The 18482-nt window shown below is 64.6% G+C and carries 18 protein-coding genes; 11 read left to right on the plus strand and 7 right to left on the minus strand.

Features of this window, described 5'->3' with window-relative positions:
- The first annotated feature begins 2 nt into the window (after positions 1–2).
- Positions 3–1220 carry a type II secretion system inner membrane protein GspF gene (gene gspF / locus P3T16_RS01240; protein WP_429340882.1) on the plus strand — a complete coding sequence of 406 codons (1218 nt, stop codon included), beginning with the start codon at positions 3–5 and terminating at the stop codon, positions 1218–1220.
- Positions 1221–1268: 48 nt separating this feature from the next.
- Here the strand turns inward: gspF and P3T16_RS01245 are convergent, their stop codons facing one another.
- A complete protein-coding gene (locus P3T16_RS01245; RefSeq protein ID WP_429259272.1) occupies positions 1269–1679 on the minus strand; it encodes a type II secretion system protein N in 411 nt (136 codons plus the stop codon).
- A 169-nt stretch (positions 1680–1848) separates the two neighbouring features.
- Between P3T16_RS01245 and gspG the strand changes: the two genes are divergently transcribed.
- The 8 genes from gspG to P3T16_RS01285 all read left to right on the plus strand — a co-directional run bounded on the left by gspG (position 1849) and on the right by P3T16_RS01285 (position 8719).
- Entirely contained in the window at positions 1849–2313 is a 465-nt protein-coding gene (gspG, locus tag P3T16_RS01250) for a type II secretion system major pseudopilin GspG (RefSeq protein ID WP_429259273.1), read from the plus strand.
- A gap of 12 nt (positions 2314–2325) precedes the next feature.
- Entirely contained in the window at positions 2326–2811 is a 486-nt protein-coding gene (locus tag P3T16_RS01255; protein ID WP_429259274.1) for a GspH/FimT family pseudopilin, read from the plus strand.
- 1 nt (position 2812) lies between these two features.
- Positions 2813–3211, plus strand: a complete 399-nt coding sequence (gspI, locus tag P3T16_RS01260) for a type II secretion system minor pseudopilin GspI (RefSeq protein ID WP_429340883.1) — start codon at positions 2813–2815, stop codon at positions 3209–3211.
- Positions 3189–3878, plus strand: coding sequence for a PulJ/GspJ family protein (locus P3T16_RS01265; protein WP_429340884.1), 690 nt, complete (start codon positions 3189–3191; stop codon positions 3876–3878). The genes gspI and P3T16_RS01265 overlap by 23 nt, the downstream gene beginning before the upstream one ends.
- Before the next feature lie 1088 nt (positions 3879–4966).
- Positions 4967–6013, plus strand: coding sequence for a type II secretion system minor pseudopilin GspK (gene gspK / locus P3T16_RS01270; RefSeq protein ID WP_429341055.1), 1047 nt, complete (start codon positions 4967–4969; stop codon positions 6011–6013).
- A 21-nt stretch (positions 6014–6034) separates the two neighbouring features.
- Positions 6035–7417, plus strand: a complete 1383-nt coding sequence (gspL, locus tag P3T16_RS01275) for a type II secretion system protein GspL (RefSeq protein ID WP_429340885.1) — start codon at positions 6035–6037, stop codon at positions 7415–7417.
- Positions 7414–7917, plus strand: a complete 504-nt coding sequence (locus P3T16_RS01280; protein WP_429259278.1) for a type II secretion system protein M — start codon at positions 7414–7416, stop codon at positions 7915–7917. Before gspL ends, P3T16_RS01280 begins: the two co-directional genes overlap by 4 nt.
- A gap of 22 nt (positions 7918–7939) precedes the next feature.
- Complete coding sequence (locus P3T16_RS01285; protein WP_429340886.1) at positions 7940–8719, plus strand: type II secretion system protein N; 780 nt, start codon at positions 7940–7942, stop codon at positions 8717–8719.
- 24 nt (positions 8720–8743) lie between these two features.
- On the opposite strand, the gene P3T16_RS01290 is transcribed toward P3T16_RS01285, so the two are convergent.
- A complete protein-coding gene (locus P3T16_RS01290; protein ID WP_429340887.1) occupies positions 8744–10330 on the minus strand; it encodes an efflux transporter outer membrane subunit in 1587 nt (528 codons plus the stop codon).
- Positions 10331–10559: 229 nt separating this feature from the next.
- Positions 10560–10925, minus strand: coding sequence for a hypothetical protein (locus P3T16_RS01295; RefSeq protein WP_429259281.1), 366 nt, complete (start codon positions 10923–10925; stop codon positions 10560–10562).
- 257 nt (positions 10926–11182) lie between these two features.
- Here P3T16_RS01295 and P3T16_RS01300 point away from each other — a divergent pair, with 257 nt between their 5' ends.
- A complete protein-coding gene (locus tag P3T16_RS01300; protein WP_429340888.1) occupies positions 11183–11653 on the plus strand; it encodes a MarR family winged helix-turn-helix transcriptional regulator in 471 nt (156 codons plus the stop codon).
- A 151-nt stretch (positions 11654–11804) separates the two neighbouring features.
- Positions 11805–13376 (plus strand): DHA2 family efflux MFS transporter permease subunit, encoded by a 1572-nt coding sequence (locus P3T16_RS01305; RefSeq protein WP_429340889.1) that lies wholly within the window; start codon positions 11805–11807, stop codon positions 13374–13376.
- Positions 13377–13506: 130 nt separating this feature from the next.
- On the opposite strand, the gene P3T16_RS01310 is transcribed toward P3T16_RS01305, so the two are convergent.
- The 4 genes from P3T16_RS01310 to ada form a co-directional block, all read right to left on the minus strand.
- Complete coding sequence (locus P3T16_RS01310) at positions 13507–14001, minus strand: hypothetical protein (RefSeq protein WP_429259284.1); 495 nt, start codon at positions 13999–14001, stop codon at positions 13507–13509.
- 292 nt (positions 14002–14293) lie between these two features.
- On the minus strand, positions 14294–15907 hold the full coding sequence (gene gshA, locus P3T16_RS01315; protein ID WP_429340890.1) for a glutamate--cysteine ligase: 1614 nt from the start codon (positions 15905–15907) through the stop codon (positions 14294–14296).
- A gap of 215 nt (positions 15908–16122) precedes the next feature.
- A complete protein-coding gene (locus tag P3T16_RS01320; protein ID WP_429340891.1) occupies positions 16123–17049 on the minus strand; it encodes a DNA-3-methyladenine glycosylase family protein in 927 nt (308 codons plus the stop codon).
- Positions 17046–18179 carry a bifunctional DNA-binding transcriptional regulator/O6-methylguanine-DNA methyltransferase Ada gene (gene ada, locus P3T16_RS01325; protein WP_429340892.1) on the minus strand — a complete coding sequence of 378 codons (1134 nt, stop codon included), beginning with the start codon at positions 18177–18179 and terminating at the stop codon, positions 17046–17048. Before ada ends, P3T16_RS01320 begins: the two co-directional genes overlap by 4 nt.
- Between the last annotated feature and the right edge of the window lie 303 nt (positions 18180–18482).

An 18482-nucleotide genomic window follows, 5' to 3' on the forward strand; every position in this document is an offset into this window, starting at 1 on the left:
GCATGCCAGCGTTCCGCTTTGAAGCGATCGACGCGGCCGGCAAGGCGCAAAAAGGCGTGCTCGACGCGGACAGCGCACGCGGCGCGCGCACGCAGTTGCGCACGCAGGGACTGACGCCGCTCGTCGTCGAACCGGCCGCGACGCGCACGCGCGGCGAGCGCAATCAGCGTCTGTCGCTCGGGCGTCGTCTGTCGCAACGCGAGCAGGCGATTCTCACGCGACAGCTCGCGAGTCTCCTGATCGCCGGATTGCCGCTCGACGAAGCGCTCTCCGTGCTGACCGAGCAATCCGAGCGCGACTACATTCGCGAGCTGATGGCGTCGATCCGGGCCGAAGTGCTTGGCGGCCATTCGCTGGCGAATGCGCTGTCGCAGCATCCGCGCGATTTTCCCGAAATCTATCGCGCGCTGGTTTCAGCGGGCGAACATACCGGCAAGCTCGGCCTCGTGCTGTCGCGTCTCGCCGACTACATCGAGCAGCGCAACGCGCTCAAGCAGAAGATCGTTCTCGCGTTCACGTATCCCACGGTCGTCACTTTCATCGCATTCGCAATCGTCACGTTCCTGTTGAGCTACGTCGTGCCGCAGGTGGTGAACGTGTTCGCGAGCACGAAGCAGCAGCTGCCGATTCTCACCATCATGATGATGGCGCTGTCCAGTTTCGTGCGGAACTGGTGGTGGGCGGTGCTGATCGCGCTCGTCGTCGTGGTCTACGTCGTGCGCTCGATTCTCGCGCAGCCTGGACCACGGCTCGCGTTCGACCGCTGGCTGCTTACTGCGCCGCTCTTCGGCAAACTCGTCCGCGGCTACAACACGGTGCGCTTTGCGAGCACGCTCGGCATTCTGACGGCAGCGGGCGTGCCGATCCTGCGCGCGTTGCAGGCTGCCAGCGAAACGCTCAGCAACAAGGCAATGCGCCTGAATATCGACGACGCCATCGTGCGCGTTCGCGAAGGCACATCGTTGTCGCGCGCGTTGGGCAATACGAAGACATTTCCGCCGGTGCTGGTTCACCTGATCCGCTCGGGCGAAGCGACCGGCGACGTCACCACGATGCTTGACCGCGCCGCCGAGGGTGAATCGCGCGAACTCGAACGAAGGACGATGTTCCTGACGAGCCTCCTCGAACCGCTGCTGATTCTCGCGATGGGCGGCGTGGTGCTCGTGATCGTGCTGGCGGTGATGCTGCCGATCATCGAACTGAATAACCTGGTGCAGTGAGCGGCAGTCGTTGACGAAGCGGCGCGGCCAGAGAAGCCGCGCTGGGATCTAGCGCACGTAGATGGTAGGACCGGGTGCGTTGGCGGGCAGGAACACTTCGGAGTGTGCGCCGTTGCGGTCGATGATGATCGAACGCGCGCGGACTTCGGAGAGCTTCGCACCCTGCATGATTGTGCTGCCGAGCGAGACCGCATGCGGCGGTTCACCGCCGGTGCTGACGATCGCCGCGGCGCCTTCACGCAGCGCGAGAATGCCGAAGAGGCGAACGTCCTGATTGGTGTTGCGTGTGAGCTGTCCGCCGAACAGCGTCGCGGCCTGTTCGACCGAGACCGGTGGTTGTGCCGCGGCCGCCGCCGGACCGGGCTGATGCGCGGTGAGCGTGACGACCCAATAAGTCAGTGTCGCGCAGAAAACGGCGAAAAGCGCGAGCGACAGAAGGCGTACCTGGAGTGCGTTCATGCGCGTCATTGTACGGACTATTGTGAAATTTGCGTGGAGTTGAAACCCTTCAACTCCATGACATTAAAATGACTCGCCGGATGTGAATCCGGCCTGAGGATCGCAGGATATTCACCGCATCGGGCATCGTCCGATGCATCGATACTTTTCTGGAACGAGGAAGCAAGCTATGCAGATGTGGACCACTCGCCGCGCTGAAGTTACGGGGCCGCGCGCCCGCCGTCAACGCGGGTTCACGTTGATCGAAATCATGGTGGTAATCGCGATCCTCGGCATTCTTGCCGCGTTGATCGTGCCCAAGATCATGAGCCGCCCGGACGAAGCGCGCCGTGTCGCCGCGAAGCAGGACATCGGCACCGTGATGCAGGCGTTGAAACTCTATCGTCTCGACAATGGCCGTTATCCGACGCAGGAGCAGGGTCTGCACTCGCTGACCGAAAAGCCGACGACGGATCCGGTGCCGAACAACTGGAAGGACGGCGGCTATCTGGAGCGTCTGCCGAATGATCCGTGGGGCAATGCGTATCAGTATCTGAACCCGGGCGTGCATGGTGAGATCGATGTGTTCAGCTACGGCGCCGATGGCAAGGCCGGCGGCGAAGGCAACGATTCCGACGTCGGTTCGTGGCAGTGAACGGTTGATTGTATGAAGGCGATCCGTCCGATGCCGCGCACGCATGTTCGGGCTCGCGGTTTCACGTTGCTGGAGATGCTGGTGGTGCTGGTGATTGCCGGCCTGCTGGTGTCGCTGGCATCGCTGACGCTGACGCGCAATCCGCGTACGGATCTGAATGAAGAAGCGCAGCGTCTCGCGTTGCTGTTCGAATCGGCCGGCGACGAAGCGCAGGTGCGCGCGCGGCCGATCGCGTGGCTGCCGGTCGACGATGGCTATCGTTTCGACATGCGCACTGACGACGGCTGGCGTCCACTGCGTGATGACCTGCTCGGACCGCGTCACTGGGAGGGTGGTGTGACAAGTGTCGCGATCAGCTATCCGGGCTCGGACCAGCAGTCGAATCGTGTTGTCTTCGGCACCGAGAGCATTGACGCACCGGTGCAGGTGACGCTGTTTTCGTCGGCGGGACAGGCGACGATCGTCGGCACCGGTAACGGCCGGTATGAGGTGCATTGAGATGCGGCCTCTTGCGTTTGGCTTTGAGCGCTCGCGTGGTTTTACGATGATCGAGGTGCTGGTCGCGCTGGCGATTATTGCTGTTGCGCTGGCGGCGTCGTTGCGCGCGGTGGGGAGTCTCGCGACCGGTGAGGCCGATCTGCACAAGCGGTTGCTGGCTGGCTGGAGCGCGGACAACACGCTGGCGCGGCTGCGGCTCGCGCATGCGTGGCCGGAAGTTGGCGCGCAGAGTTTCGACTGCTCGCAGGGCAATCTTCAGCTGATCTGCACAGAGAATGTGACCGCGACGCCGAATCCGGTTTTCCGGCGCGTCGAAGTCACGGTGACGATGCCGGGACGTTCCGGCAATCTGGCCCAGATGGTAACGGTAATCGCGAATGAAACGAACCGATCGCTGTAAGGGCGGCGTGCGTCGCGGCGCGCGTGCGCGCGTGCGGGGTTTTACGCTGATTGAACTGCTGGTTGCGATTGCGATTCTGGCGGTGATTGCGGTGCTGTCGTGGCGCGGGCTGGACCAGATCATTCGCGGCCGTCAGACGATCACCAATGCGATGGAAGACGAGCGTGTGTTTGCGCAGCTGTTCGACCAGATGCGGATCGACGCGCGGCAGGCCGCAACCGATGATGAAGCCGGCGAGGCTGCGGTGAGTATTGGTGGCAGCGTGCTGCAGATCGTGCGGGCGCGCGATGTGGCGGGTGCTGCGCCGCGGTTGCAGGTCGTGCGGTATCGGATCGTCGATGGACGCGTGATCCGGTATGCGTCGCCGCCGCTGGCGAATGTCGGTGAGTTGCGGCGTGCGTTGCGTGGTGGGGAAGAAAGCGACTGGAACGCGGTGCCGTTGATGGGCGGTGTCGGGACTATTTCCGCGCGGGTTTATGTGCCGAGGCTTGGGTGGACTGCGCAGATGAAGGATGTGCAGTCGGCGATTACCCAGTATGACAATAATCTCAAGATACCCCAGTTGGGGAACGCGCCGTTGCCGCGCTCGGTGACCGGGATTGAAGTTAGCATTGGCGCGAAGTCGCTCGCGCGGCCGGTTGTGCGGGTGTTTCTGGTGGGGGAATGATGAGGGTTTCTTCTGCGTTACACGCGCTTGGGTTTTTGTTCTTTTGGCTTTCGCTGGGTGTTGGCCTTTCCCCTGTGCGGGGCGGCTCCTATTTGCTGTTCTTGCGCAAAGATGGCGTCGCCCGATTCTCGGTGATCTTGCGGTGGTGCCTTTCCTTGTGTTCATGTCGGTCTATTTGCGTCGCCCCTGTGCGGGGCGGCACCTACTTTTCTTTGTCCTTGCCAAAGAAAAGTAGGCAAAAGAAAGGCGCCGAAAACTCGTCCGTTCTGGAGTGTGTCGCTACCGGGGAATGGCACCCCATGAAGTGTCTCCCTCGCGCTTCAAGCGGCATGGGTCCGCGCACGAGCACGTCTCCCACATATCCGGCGCAAGTGACAAAGGGCTCATTCATCCGACTCCACGCTTCGCGTATCGCCGACCGGTTCACCGGCCTCACGGCGCTCTCGGCGCTTGGTGCGCTCACGAGGCGCGGGGAGCGCGATCTGGCTGCGGCAACGCCTGCGTCTGGTGCTTCGCGCTTGTACGCCCGCGCTGGGCATTTCGGCGCCCGTGACACTTCAAGCGACGGCGCGCAGTGCTTGACGGACCGGTATGTCGGGTCGAAGAGCGCTGCAAACCTGGGCGCGACCGCGGACGCTAACGCCACCACGGACGTGAACATCGCTGCCGGGCGGACCCGTCCGCGACGCACGCAGTGCGAAGCGGGATGGATGACTGCCTTGTCACTACCGGGACAACGGCGAGGGACGGTCTCGTGCGCGGACCGATGTGGTGTCGATGCGAGGGCGACACTTCATGGGGTGCCGTTCCCCGCGTGCGACACAACCCGGAGCTATCGAGTTTTCGGCGCCTTTCTTTTGCCTACTTTTCTTTGGCAAGGACAAAGAAAAGTAGGTGCCGCCCCGCACAGGGGCGACGCAAACAGACCGACACGAACACAAGGAAAGGCACCACCGCAAGATCACCGAGAATCGGGCGACGCCATCTTCGCACAGGAAAGAAAAGCAGATGCCGCCCCGCACAGGGGCAACACAACCAGACCGACGCGAACACAAGGAAACGCCAAAAGACAAGACCAAGGCGCGGCAATAATCACCGCGCTGCTAGTAGTGGCGTTATCAGCAATCCTCGTCTCAGGCATGCTCTGGCGCCAGCAGGTACAAATCAGAAGAATCGAAAACCAGCGATTACTGGCACAAGCCCAATGGGTCTCAAGAGGCGCGCTGGACTGGACGCGCCTGATCCTCCGTTCGGAAGGCGACACGTCCGCAGGAATAACGTACCTGGGCGGTATCTGGGGCGTCCCCATCGCCAGGACACGTCTGTCGGATTTCCTCGGCCAGATAGGCGAAGTGCGCGCCGACCAGGGCGCCGAGACGTACCTCTCAGGCTCCATCGAAGACGCCCAGGCAAAGTTCAACCTGCGAAACCTCGTCTCGAGCCCGGCGCCCGGCGCGCTGCTGCTGAACATCGATCAGATCCAGTCGTTCCAGCGCCTGCTCGCCATCCTGGGTATCAACGGCCAGCTCGCCAAAAACACCGCCGTCCAGCTGCGCGCCGGCCTCGGTCAATCCGCCACGCGCTTCCAGACGCAAACGACCAGCGGCACCGCCACGTCGCAAACCACACCGCAGCAAGGCGGCGCCACCGGTGGCGAGAATTTCACCGACAAACCCGGCCTCGCCGATAGTGACGACAATTCCGCCGTCGCGCCGCTTCAGATGACAGGCGTCGATTCGCTTCTCGACGTGCCCGGCTTCACGCCCGAAATGGTCGAGCGGCTGCGTCCATTCGTGACCGTGCTGCCGACCACCACCGCCGTCAACATGAACACCGCGTCCGCCGAAGTGATCGCAGCCATCGTGCCGGGGATGAACCTGTCGAGTGCGCAGGCGTTCGTCGCGCGCCGGCAGACGGTGTTTTTTCATAACATCGGTGACGTACAGCTCGCGCTGCGCGGCGCGGGCGTGCAGCTTGCCGTCTACGACCCAAACCAGCTCGACGTCAATACGAACTACTTCGTGATCCACGGACGCGTGCAGCACGAACGCGCCGAAGTGGATCGCACGACGCTCGTCTATCGCGATGCAATGACTCACACTACGCGTATCGTGCGTGTTCGCGATCAGCCATGAACAACCCGGAGACACCGACCTTTGAGCACCCTGATCGTCCTGTTGCCGCCGCGTGACCCGGCGGTCCCTTCGCAGGAATGGCAACTGCCGGACATGCCGTTCCTGCTGCTCGACAAGGCAGGTCGCACGCAGCGGGCCGGCCGCTCGGCGCTCGCGCTGCTGCCGCGCGCTTCGTCGACCGTGCTGATGGTCGCCGCCCGCGACCTCCTGATGATCGCCGCCACGGTGCCGCCGCTCAAAGGGCCGCGGCTGCGTCAGGCATTGCCGAACGTCGTCGAGGATCAGCTGATCCAGGATCCGCAAACCTGCCATATCGCGCTCGATCCCCAGCCGCTCGCGGGTGGCCGTCAGGTGCTCGCGATCATCGATCGCGGCTGGTTCCGGTTCATCGTCGAAGGCTTCGGCGCGGCCGGCCATCGCAACCTGCGCGCGGTGCCCGTCACACGTTGCCTGCCGCAGCCGGTTGCTGTCGAGACGGCAAACGCGCTCGAAGAAGCCGTCGCGCTGGCCGGTGTGGATACGGCGCCAGCAAAGGCGACCGCCGGCGCGGCCCTCCATTCGCCGACATCGCCTGCGCCAGCCGTGCCCGTTGTCGCGGCCGTGCTGGGCCGCGTCGTGTCGACCGCGCCCGCGTTGCTGATCGACGCTGCGCTCGACAACGGCGTACCGCGCGTCGAACTCGCGATCGTGCGCGGCGCACAGGGCGAAGGACTGGCCGTCCCCGCGACCGCTGTCCCCGCGACGCTCGCCGCGCTCGCCGGTGCCGCGCCCGTCACGCTGTACACGCTTACCGATCTGCCTGGCAACGAACCGCGTCTCGCGTCGGATCCCGCGCTGGTAAGCGGCGCACAACCGCTGACGTTCGAGACGCTGGCGCGTCGCGCGCCCGAATGCCGCTTCGATCTGTGCCAGTTCGAGTTCGCGTCGCAGCCGTGGCGCCTCGATCGCGCGACGCTGCGTCATTTGCGCGTGCCGCTGCTGCTTGCGGTGGCGTCGCTGGTGATCGCGATCGTCGGCGCCAATGTGCAGTGGATGATGCTGGCTCGCCAGCGCGACGCGATCAACGCGCAGATGACCGAGCTGCTGCTCAACGCGTTCCCGAAGACGACCGTGGTCCTCGATGCGCCCGATCAGATGTCGCGTCAGTTGCAGCAGCTGCGCGTCGCGGCGGGCGATCTGTCGCCGGACGATTTCCTGTCGCTGGCGGATCGCCTCGCGCGCTCGCTCGGCGGCATTCCCGTGAACGGCATCGCCGCGCTCGATTATCACGATCGTCGTCTGGATGTGACGTTCAAGCCCGAAGTGAAGGTCGATAGCGACCTCGGCAAGCGCCTCGCTCGCAACGGCCTGAATGGCGCGATCGACAGCAATACCGGCAAGTGGACCATCAGGAACGGACAATGAACACAGCACTGGCGGATACCTGGGCCGGATTCTGGGACGCGCGCACGACGCGCGAAAAAACGCTGCTGACGTGGGGCGGCGCGGCAGTCGCCGTCGTAGTTGCGTGGTCGGTGCTGTGGGCGCCGGCGCAGGAAGGCCGCGCGCGTCTGCGCGACACGCTGCCGACGATGCAGCGCCGGCTCGCGCAGATGACGGCGCAGGCAAACGAAGCGCGCGCGCTGTCGGCGGCGACGCAAGGCGTCGCGCCGACGGGCGGCGCGCTGAAAGATGCGCTGAGCGCGTCGCTCACCGATCACGGGCTCGCCGCGACGCAGGTGCAGGTGCTCGGCAACGCGGTGCAGATCCAGCTAAAGAACGCGTCGTTTCCGGCCTGGACGGCGTGGCTCGACGATGCGCGCCGGCAGTTCAAGGTGCAGGTCGCCGAGGCGCATGTGAGCGCGCTGAAGGAGGATGGACAAGTCGATCTGACGGCTTCGCTGCAGCCCTCGACGGTCAAATGAGCGTTCACCGACAGGATTGCCGATGAACTTCTGGACGCGCCGTCTGCGCGCGGTGGTGCCGTGGGTGCTGGTTGCCGTGCTGTCGAACGTCGCTGTGCTGCTCGTGCTGCTGCCTGCCGCGTGGATCACGCCGCAATTCGCCAAAGCGACGCACGGCCACGTGAATCTTGTCGACCCGGCGGGTTCGTTGTGGAGCGGCTCGGCGACGCTGGTGCTCGCCGCCGGCGACGACCCGTCCGGCGCGACGTTGCTGCCGGGCCGCATCGAGTGGCACACCGCATTCTGGCCGCTATTGACGGGCCGGGTGCGCATGCAGATGCGCCAGACGGAGGCCATGCCCGATCCCATCACGCTCGACGCCACCCCGCGCGGCGCGACGATGACGGGCGGCGCTATCACCGTGCCAGCGTCGCTGCTTGCGGGCCTCGGCGCGCCGTTCAACACCCTCGGTCTGCAGGGCGACGTGCGGCTCGCGTGGACCGACTGGCGCACGCTGGGCAACGAGGCGTTCGGTCAGCTCAACGTCACACTGAGCGAGATGAGTTCGCGCGTGTCGCTCGTCAAGCCGCTCGGGTCGTATCGGGTGGTGGTGCAGGCGGCAGGCGCGAGTTCGACCGTCGATCTGTCGACGCTGAAAGGGCCGCTGATGCTGGAAGGTCATGGCACCGTGCAGCAGACCCACTCATCATTTCAGGGCACGGCCAGCGCTGCGCCGGAGCAGCGCGACAACCTCGCTGGCCTCTTGAACCTGCTCGGCCGCAGGACCGGGCCGGACACGGTGGTGTTGACCTTCGCTCATTGAGCGGCACGGCGAGCGCCGCCTTCCTTACTTCTGCGCGACGACCGGTTTCTGCGCGGCAGTCTGCGCCGCGGGTGCGGAAGCCGGCGCGGGCGCGGCCACATCGCCTGTTTCGCGATCCATCTGCGACACATCCCAGCCGCCGCCGAGCGCCTTGACGAGCCCGACCGACGACACCATCCGCTGACCAGCGATGTTCGCCAGCTTCTGTTCGGCGGTGAACGCGGTGGTCTGCGCGGTCAGCACATTAACGTAGCCGACGGTGCCGGCCTTGTACTCGTTCTCGACGATATCCCGAGCCTGACGCGCTGATTCGACGGCCTGCTGCTGCACGACGATTTCCTGCTCGAGAATGCGCAGCGACGCGAGATTGTCCTCGACGTCCTGGAACGCGGCCAGCACGGTCTGCCGGTAGAGGGCCACGTTCTGGTCGTAGGTTGCGCGCGCGGCGTCGGTCTGCGCGCGACGCAGACCGGCATCGAAGATCGTCGCAGCGAGTTGCGGACCCAGCGTCCAGAACCGCGAAGGCGCCATCAGCAATTGCGACCATACCGAGCTTTCGAAGCCACCGGTCGCTGTCAACGTCAACGTAGGAAAGAACGCGGCAATGGCCACGCCGATCTGCTCGTTCGCAGCGGCGGCCTTGCGCTCGGCCGATGCGATATCCGGGCGGCGTTCGAGCAGCGCGGAAGGCATCTGCGCGGGCACGGTGGGTGGCGTCGCATCGAGCGGCGATGGCGGAATCGAGAACGTCGAGGCCGGCTCGCCGACCAGCACCGCGATCGCGTGCTCGTGCTGTGCGCGCGCGACGCCGTTGTCGATTGCCGCTGCCTGTGCCGATTGCAGCTGCGTCTGCGCCTGGATCACGTCCGAGCGTGCGACGACGCCCTGACGATACTGGTTTTGCGTGAGTTGCAGCGAGCGCCCGTAGGCGGCGACAGTGTCGTCGAGCAGCCGCTGCGTGGCGTCGAGCGAGCGGAGTGCGAAGTACGTCTGCGCAAGCGTGGCCTGCGCGGACAGACGCGCGTTGGCGAGATCCGCTGCAGCGCCCTGCTGCCCTGCTTCCTGCGAATTCACCGAGCGGCTCACCTTGCCCCAGAGATCAGGTTCCCAGGACGCATTGAGCTGAAGGTTGTAGCTGTTGCTGATCGAGCCGGAACTGCTGAGACCCGCGCTCGTGCCGTTCGACCCGGTGATGGAGCCCGACGTGCTGCGCGACGGCGAGCGCTGCCGCGTTTCAGCCGCCGATGCGCCGATCACAGGGAAGTATGCCGCCTTCGCCTCGCCGACGAGCGCGCGTGACTGCCGGTAAACGGCGGCGAACTGCGCGACCGTCTGGTTCGACTGGTTGAGCCTGTCTTCCAGTGCATTCAGCTGCGGATCGTTGTAGATCGTCCACCACGTGCCGCGGTCGCCCTGGTCGGCGGGTTGTGCGACTTTCCAGCCTTCGGCGGCTTCCTTGTACGACGCAGGCACCGACACCGCAGGCTGCTTGTAGTCCGGGCCGACCGCGCAACCAGCGAGTGCGAGCGCAAGCGCAACCATCCCGGCGACAGTGGGCGTCAGGACGCGAGGCAGAGCCGCTTTCGGGCGCGTGGTCTGTTCAAACTGCATGCAATGAATTCCTTTCGATCCGGCCGTCGCGCAACGGAGCGCGCCGCGCGACCACCACGACTGGCCGAAGCGCGACGGCGCGGCGCACCGTGATGGTAGCGCACGCGTTGCGTGAGACGTGGAAAACTGAAAGGGTAATGCGGCAGGCGCGGAAGGTGTGTTACTGACGGTTTCGGCACGGTTACGCCGCGTTACCGTCCGGTGCGCTGCGCGTGGCCGGAGGAGGTGTCTAGCAGCGCGAGTCGCTGGTCTGGCGAGCCTGTTTGCCGGCCGCTGCGCGGCACGGCGGCGCGTCGCAGCGCGTCTGGCAGACCGTTGCGCTGGACTGTGCCGTGACGGCGGGCTTTGCGGCCTTGCTCGCGGTTGCCGGATTCGAAGTCAGCAGGGCGGTGGGAACGACCACCGCGCGATCGCGGATAGCACGCCGATGATCGACCCACGCAAAGAGCATCACCGCAATCGATCCACCCGGCAGCACGAACATGACTGTATAGAGCGCCAGCTTCCACCAGCGATTGGGCCCCTGCAAAGTCTGGAGCGCGGAACCGGTCAGGGAGCGGCTCAGGCCGCCGAGGGTGTTTTTCAGGTACAGCATTGCGGAAATCCTCAGTGCAGCGGCGGATGCCGGTGCAGATCAATCGGTCAAAACATGGTCCCGTGACGGCGCAGGTCGCGCTTAACTCATTGCCTGTCATAATATTGACTATGCAATTAAATTTCAACATACTTTGCGCCAGCTCCGATTGACTGTTGTTTTTATGTTGCAGCGCGCAAACGTAGATTTCACTTTGAGCTGCCTGCCCAGGCAGATAAAATCCGGCTCCAGTTGATTGACGTTTCCGGCGGCCTGCGATGAGTGATGGACCTGACGACAGCAAAGAGATCCGCGTGGAGGCGAGCCTCGGCTATTACCTGTCGAAAGCGCGCAACGTGCTGGCCCAGCGGATGGACCGGGCGGTCGGGCCGCTCGGACTGACGTCGTCGCAGATTGGGGTGATCCTGTTGCTGTCGTGCGGCCGGGCGCATACGCCGTACGAGCTTTCGCGGGCGATGTCGTATGACAGCGGCTCGATGACGCGCATGCTGGACCGGCTGGAAAAGAAGGGGTTCATCGCACGTAACCGCAGTGATGCCGATCGCCGGATGGTCGAGCTGGAGTTGACGCCCGAAGGCAAGGAAGCGGCCAGGGTGTTGCCGGGCATCGGGTCGGCCGTGTTGAACGAGCAGTTGCGGGGATTTTCGGAGAGCGATGTGGCGACGCTGGTCAACCTGCTGGATCGCTTTATCCAGAACGGCGAAAGCGGCACTCCATCGGACGAATAAAGAGAAGGCGCCTTCAGGCGCCAGTTTTTTGGGCAATTAGCTGTCTGGGCAGAGAATGTCAAAGCATGCAAGAAGGCGCCTGAGCCCGCTTCACACGCTCACATAAGCATGCCGCGACAAGCTTTTCCCGCAGACAAAGAGGGATTGGATCATGTCGGTTTCGGTTTCCGATGGCGCCGCCGGGACGGCTCGGCCTGCGCAGCCTGTGCCGCTGGCCGGGGGCGCGCTCGCATTGCTCACGCTCGGGCTTGCGCTCGGTACCTTCATGGAAGTACTCGACACGTCGATTGCGAACGTCGCGGTGCCGACCATCTCTGGCAGCCTCGGTGTGGCGACCAGCGAGGGCACATGGGTGATCTCGTCGTATTCGGTGGCGTCGGCGATTGCGGTGCCGCTGACAGGCTGGCTCGCGCGGCGGGTTGGCGAGGTGCGTCTCTTCACGCTGTCGGTGTTGCTGTTCACGCTCGCTTCCGCGATGTGCGGCTTTGCACAGAATTTCGAATCGCTGATCGCGTTCCGGTTGATCCAGGGGCTCGTCTCCGGCCCGATGGTGCCGCTTTCGCAGACCATCCTGATGCGTTCCTATCCCGCCGAGAAACGCGGGCTTGCGCTCGGCTTATGGGCGATGACGGTGATCGTCGCGCCGATCTTCGGCCCCGTGATGGGCGGCTGGATCACCGACAACTACACGTGGCCGTGGATCTTCTACATCAACGTGCCGATCGGTCTTTTCTCGGCCGTGTGCGCATTTTTCCTGCTGCGCGGCCGCGAAACGAAGACGACGAAGCAGCGCATCGATGCCGTCGGGCTGACGCTGCTCGTGATCGGTGTGTCGTGTCTGCAGATGGTGCTCGACCTCGGCAAGGATCGCGACTGGTTCAACTCGAACTTCATCGTCGCGCTGGGGATCATCGCGGTGATATCGATCGCGTTCATGCTCGCGTGGGAGACGACGGAGAAGGAGCCGGTCATCGATCTCTCGCTCTTCAAGGACCGCAATTTCGCGCTCGGCGTGCTGATCATCTCGTTCGGCTTCATGGCGTTTTTCGGCTCGGTCGTGATCTTCCCGCTGTGGTTGCAGACCGTAATGGGCTACACCGCGGGCCTTGCCGGCCTCGCGACGGCGCCCGTCGGGCTGCTTGCCCTCGTGCTGTCGCCGCTGATCGGTCGCAACATGCACCGGCTCGATCTGCGGATGGTCGCGAGCTTTGCGTTCTTCGTCTTCGCGTTCGTGTCGTTCTGGAACTCGACCTTCACGCTCGACGTCCCGTTCAATCACGTGATCTGGCCGCGGCTTGTGCAGGGCATCGGCGTCGCGTGCTTCTTCGTGCCGATGACGACAATCACGCTTTCAAGCGTGCCAGACGAGCGTCTGGCGAGCGCGTCCGGGCTATCGAACTTCTTCCGGACGTTGTCGGGCGCGATCGGTACCGCGATCAGCACGACGTACTGGGAAAACGATGCGATCTATCACCACGCGGTGCTGTCGGAATCGGTGAGCGCGTATTCGGCGAACACCACCGCGTACAGCGATGCGCTGTCGAACCTCGGCATCGCCGGCCAGGGCATCACGGCGCAGCTCAATCAGATCGTCACGCAGCAGGGCTACATGATGGCGACCAACGATTTCTTCAGGATCTCGTGCGTGGGCTTTCTGGTGCTTGCGGGGCTGGTGTGGATGACGAAGCCGAGGAAGGGTGCGTCGGCATCAATGGGACATTGATGCCGACGCGGGGCGCGAGTGCCTGCTTTGCGGTTGCGGATTCAAAGCAGGCGTTGTGGAACCCGGTTGATATCGCCGCGCCGCGGGCAATGCAAAACGCGCATTCGGCCGCCTTACTGCGTCATGGGTCTCACTGCGTCACGGGTTCGCCCGTCGGCGTGTGAGTCGATTGTGCGGGCGCCGACTCCAGCTGCATCGTCGTTGCGGGCGCCGAAGCAGGATGTTGCGAAGACACACCCGCGGCGCTGCCTCTCACGAACCGCTTGAAATCGGCGCCTGCTTCCCAGGGGTTCGGCGTACAGCCCAGTGAACTGTCGCAATGCGCGGCGAAGCCAATCGTCGCGGTGCCGTCCTTGTTTTCCGTTTTCGTGATCTGGTAGGCGAGCGCCCGTTTGCCGCCGTCGGGCCCGGCGGTCTGGATCAGCGTGTCGCTCTCCGATTGCAGTCCGTAGGTCGACACCTGTGTGACCCATGCCTGCGCGCGCTTCCACCACAGATCGCATTCGGCCTTGTTCACGCAGGTGAGCGGCGCGGTCGCGATCTGCATCGTGTCGGGATCGACCTGGCCGCTGGTCGCGCAACCTGCGGCGAGCACGCAAAGGAGAGCCAGCAGAGCTTTCTTCATCGCGTTCAATCCTCCATCGGTTGGGTCGCGCGACCTCGCGATCGCGAAGGATCGCGCGTCCCCTCATGAAACTTTGACCCTGCGCGGACGATGTCGTTTCATGCGCGATTCCAAGGTGGCTCGCCAGATCGAGAAATTGTCGGTCGTGGGATCTCGACATGGAGCCAGGCGGGTATTCATTACCTGCGCCGATCGGATTGATTTGCGCTCGCCGAAACGACGAAGGGCAGCATGTCGCTGCCCTTCTCCGGTCGTACATCGACTACGCGCGCCGACTACCTGCGCGCGGGAATCACACGCTAAACCGGTTCAACGTATAGGCGCGATACGCTGCGACAAAGGCATCGAACGAACCCACTTCTTCACGTTCGAGCTTCGCCTGTTCTTCCAGCGACTTTGCGGCGAGCGCAGCAAACGCCTGCGCGTCTGCAACGGGCAATGGACGCGCGCGAAAAGCCGCAGCGTGCGCTTCGCTTTGCGCGAGGCCGAATTGCAGGAAGCTCTGTTTCTGGTCGCGCATCGTCTGCAGGACACGTGCTGACGGCGTGAGCGACACGTCGGTGAGCTTCGCGCGTTGCGTCGCGACGGCGCGCGCGTGGGTATCGTCACCGCGTATCGAATCCAGCGCCGCGGCGGTCGCATCGATTCTCTCGAACAGTTCATGCGCCCAGTCGAGCATCGAAATGGTTTTGCCATCGCGCGTCAGTTCGAGCCCGGGCTTGCGCCCTTCCATCGTCACGCTGCCGAAATTCCGGTTCGCTTCCGCATACGCATCGGGCGGCAGCATGGCGCTGTCGTCGAGCGCGCAGACCAGCAGATAGGCATCGAGAAAACGCGCCGTTTCCAGCGAAATGCCGACCGGCTCGAACGGATCGATATCCATGCAGCGCACTTCGACGTATTGCACGCCGCGTGCGGCCAGCGCATGCAAGGGACGCTCGCCCGGATACGTGACGCGCTTCGGACGGATCGTCGAGTAAAACTCGTTTTCGATCTGCAGCACGTTGGTGTTGATCTGCACCCACTCGCCGTCGCGCTGCGTGCCGATCGCCTCGTACGGCGGATACGGCTGGCTGACCGCCTTCGCGAGCGCGTCGAGATAGCCGGGCAGCGTGTCGTAATCGGCGTGCAGCGCAGCCTGCGCCGTCGTGTTCGAGTAACCGAGATCGCTCATCCGCAGGCTCGTGGCGTATGGGCGATACAGCGTGTCGGCGTCGAACGTGTCGAGGGTGTGCGCGCGGTCGCGCAGGAAGCGCCGATCCAGCGCCGGCGACGCGCCGAACAGATACATCAGCAGCCAGTTCGTACGGCGGAAATTGCGGATCAGCGCGAGATAACGTTCCGACTGGAAATCGACCGCGTTCGCCGTCGACTGCTGGTCGGCATGCAGCAGACGCCACACTTCTTCGTTCAGCGAATAATTGTAGTGAATGCCCGCGATGCACTGCATCGTGCGGCCATACCGCAACGCGAGGCCCACGCGATACACGTACTTCAGCCTGCCGATGTTCGACGTGCCGTACCGCGCGATCGGGATTTCATCGTCGGCGGGCAGGAGGGCCGGCATCGAGTTGTTCCACAGGATCTCGTCGCCAAGTTCGGCATAGACGAAACGATGCAGTTCATCGAGCTTTTCGAGCGTGATCGTGGCGTCTTTCTCGGCGGGCGTAATCAGTTCGATCAGCGCTTCTGAATAATCGGTCGTCAGCGAAGGATGCGTGAGCGCCGAGCCGAGCGCGCGCGGGTGCGGCGTCATCGCGAGATGGTCGTCGTGCGTCACTCGCAGGCTTTCTTTTTCGATGCCGCGCAGACCGGTCGTCAGCGCATCGCGCTGTGGGCCGGAGGTCAGCACGGACAGGCGGTGCGAAAGAGCGTCGGTCGTGCGGATGGGGGTCGTGTTGGGCATTGATGCAGGTCGTGCGCTGTCGGCGCGTTGTGCGGCCGACAACGATCGGCAGAATTTTCAGTAGCGGGCACTTTAACATCTCGCCACGACGCCTGCTTGAGGCCGCTCTGGCGGCCGTCTGAGCCCCCTCTGCGACCCTCCGGGACTCCCCTGGCGACGCGTTTTTCGCCATCCCGCAGTATTACCAGAGCCCTGTCGCCATGCCGCCGCCCTGTTCAACCGCCGCGCGCGCCCTGTGCACGGTCTGCGACTTCGTTCCATAGATGCATCGCCGCGTAAGCCCGCCACGGACGCCACGCGTCGCTGCGGGCGCGCTGCTGCGCCGGGCGCACGAGTGCCGGGTCGCGCGCTGCGATCGACTGCATCAATACGAGGTCGAGCGCCGGCCACGCGTCGGCGTCGCGCCACGCACGCATGGCGACGTATTCCACGGTCCACGGTCCGATGCCCGGCATGGCTAGCAGCGCGGCGCGCAATGCGTTGAGGTCGTCGATCCCGGCGCCATCGACCGGTACGGCCCCGGAGGCCACGGCCTGCGCGAAGCCCTGCAATGCGGCGATACGCTTGCCCGGCATGCCGATCTGCGCGAGATCGACGGCAGCGAGCGCCGCGGGTGTCGGAAAACGCCAGGCGGTGCGCTCATGCGCGTGACCTTCAATGCGCTGGCCGGCGCGCTGCACGAGTCGCCCGATGAGGGTGGTCGCGGCCTTCACGCTGACCTGCTGGCCGACGATCGCGCGCACGACCAGCTCAAAGCCGGACCACGCGCCCGGCACACGCAGGCCGGGGGCGGCGTCGATCAGCGGTGCGAGCCACGGATCGTCGGCGAAATGCGCGCGTATTGCAGCCGGATCGGCGTGCAGGTCGAACATGCGGGCGATGGGGGCGGCAAGCGTGTCCGCGTGCCGGCCGATCTCGCCTTCGAGAGTCGCGACGATGCAGCGTTTCTTCGGATGAAGACGCACGGTGAGCGTGCCGCTGTCGCCCGCCCATTCGATCGCGCGCCGATACGCGCCGTCTTCGACCGCCTCGACGCCTGGCGTCGCGCGTCCCGCGAAAAAGCGCAGGATGCGCGGCCAGTCGAAGGGCGGCTTGAACGGCAGTTCGAGCGTGACAGCGGCAAGCGAGGCAGGTGTGCTCAAGCGACGTGATCCAGATCGTTGGTTTCGAAGGACGCGGGCGCGCCATCCTCCGTATTTCCGCCCGCATGACGCGCTTCGGCGTCGAGGAGCGCGGCCTTGCGCGGCAAGCCCCAGCGATAGCCGGCGAGCGCCCCGCCCTTTTGCACCACCCGATGGCAGGGAATCGCGAGCGCCACCGGATTGGTCGCGCACGCGCTGGCCACGGCGCGCACTGCGCGTGGCGAGCCGACCGCTTCGGCGATGTCCGAATAACTGCGCGTCTCGCCATAGGGGATGCGGCGCAACGCGTCCCAGACACGCAGTTTGAAGGCCGTCGCCGCGATATCGAGCGGCAGATCGACCTGCTGACGCGTGCCACGCAGATACGCGTCGATCTGCGCGACGAACGGACGGAGCGGCTCCGCGTCCTCCTTCACCTCGGCGTTGGCAAATTCGGCGCGCAGTTCGTCGACGAGCGGGCTGACGTCGTCGCCGAACGCGATCTTGCAGATACCTTTTTCGGTGGCGGCCACCAGCACGAAACCGAGCGACGTCGGCGCGCTGGCGTAGCGCACGACCAGCCCTGCTCCCTTGCGACGGTACGCCGACGGCGCCATGCCCAGGTCGGCGGGCGCGTTGTCGTACATGCGCGACGGTGAGCCGAAGCCGGCGTCGACGGTCGCCCGGGTCACGTCCTCGCCCCGCTGCAGCGCGTCGCGCAGCGCGGCGCCGCGTCGTGCAGCCTGATATTCGCGCGGCGACACGCCCACTACGCGCTTGAAAAGCCGCTGCAGATGGAACGGGCTGACATGCACCGCGTCGCTCAGCTGGGCGAGCGTGAGGCGCTGCTGCGGATCGGCGTCGAGTGCGGCGCAGGCTCGATTGACGATCTCGAGGTCGCGCGGCAGCCGGGCAGGCTGGCAGCGCTTGCAATCGCGATAGCCGGCGGCGCGCGCGTCGTCCGGTGTGTTGAAGAATTCGACGTTCTCACGCCGCGGCGGGCGCGACGCGCACGACGGACGGCAGAAGACACCCGTCGTGCGGACGGCGAAGAAGAAGGCGCCATCGGCTTCGGCGTTGCGTTCGGTGACGGCGGCCCAGCGTTGGGCGTCGGTGGACCAGGCGGTGTGGGTGGTGTTCGAGGTGTTCATGACGTTCCCGACAGGACAGTTTCGATGTTCACCAATGTAGTCGGCATCCCCTTACCCTACGCTCCGGTTCTTGCTCTGTCATTTCGCCCGTGCGGCCTGTAGACGGGCGTTTTTTGGGGCGAGACCCAGGTAATATGCGGCAAATTGTCATTTCCTCGGGTTTTCCCTTAAAAAGTTATTGCGTCGCACCAACCCGTTGTGTATAGTTGTCTCTGTCTCCTCCATGTCTCCTCCTGATATGGATTCAGCCCGCTCCCTGTGAGCGGGCTTTTTTTCGCCTGTCGTCTGGCCGGTTTTTGCCCC

The organism is Paraburkholderia sp. GAS42 (genome assembly GCF_050436565.1).
Taxonomy (GTDB): domain Bacteria; phylum Pseudomonadota; class Gammaproteobacteria; order Burkholderiales; family Burkholderiaceae; genus Paraburkholderia.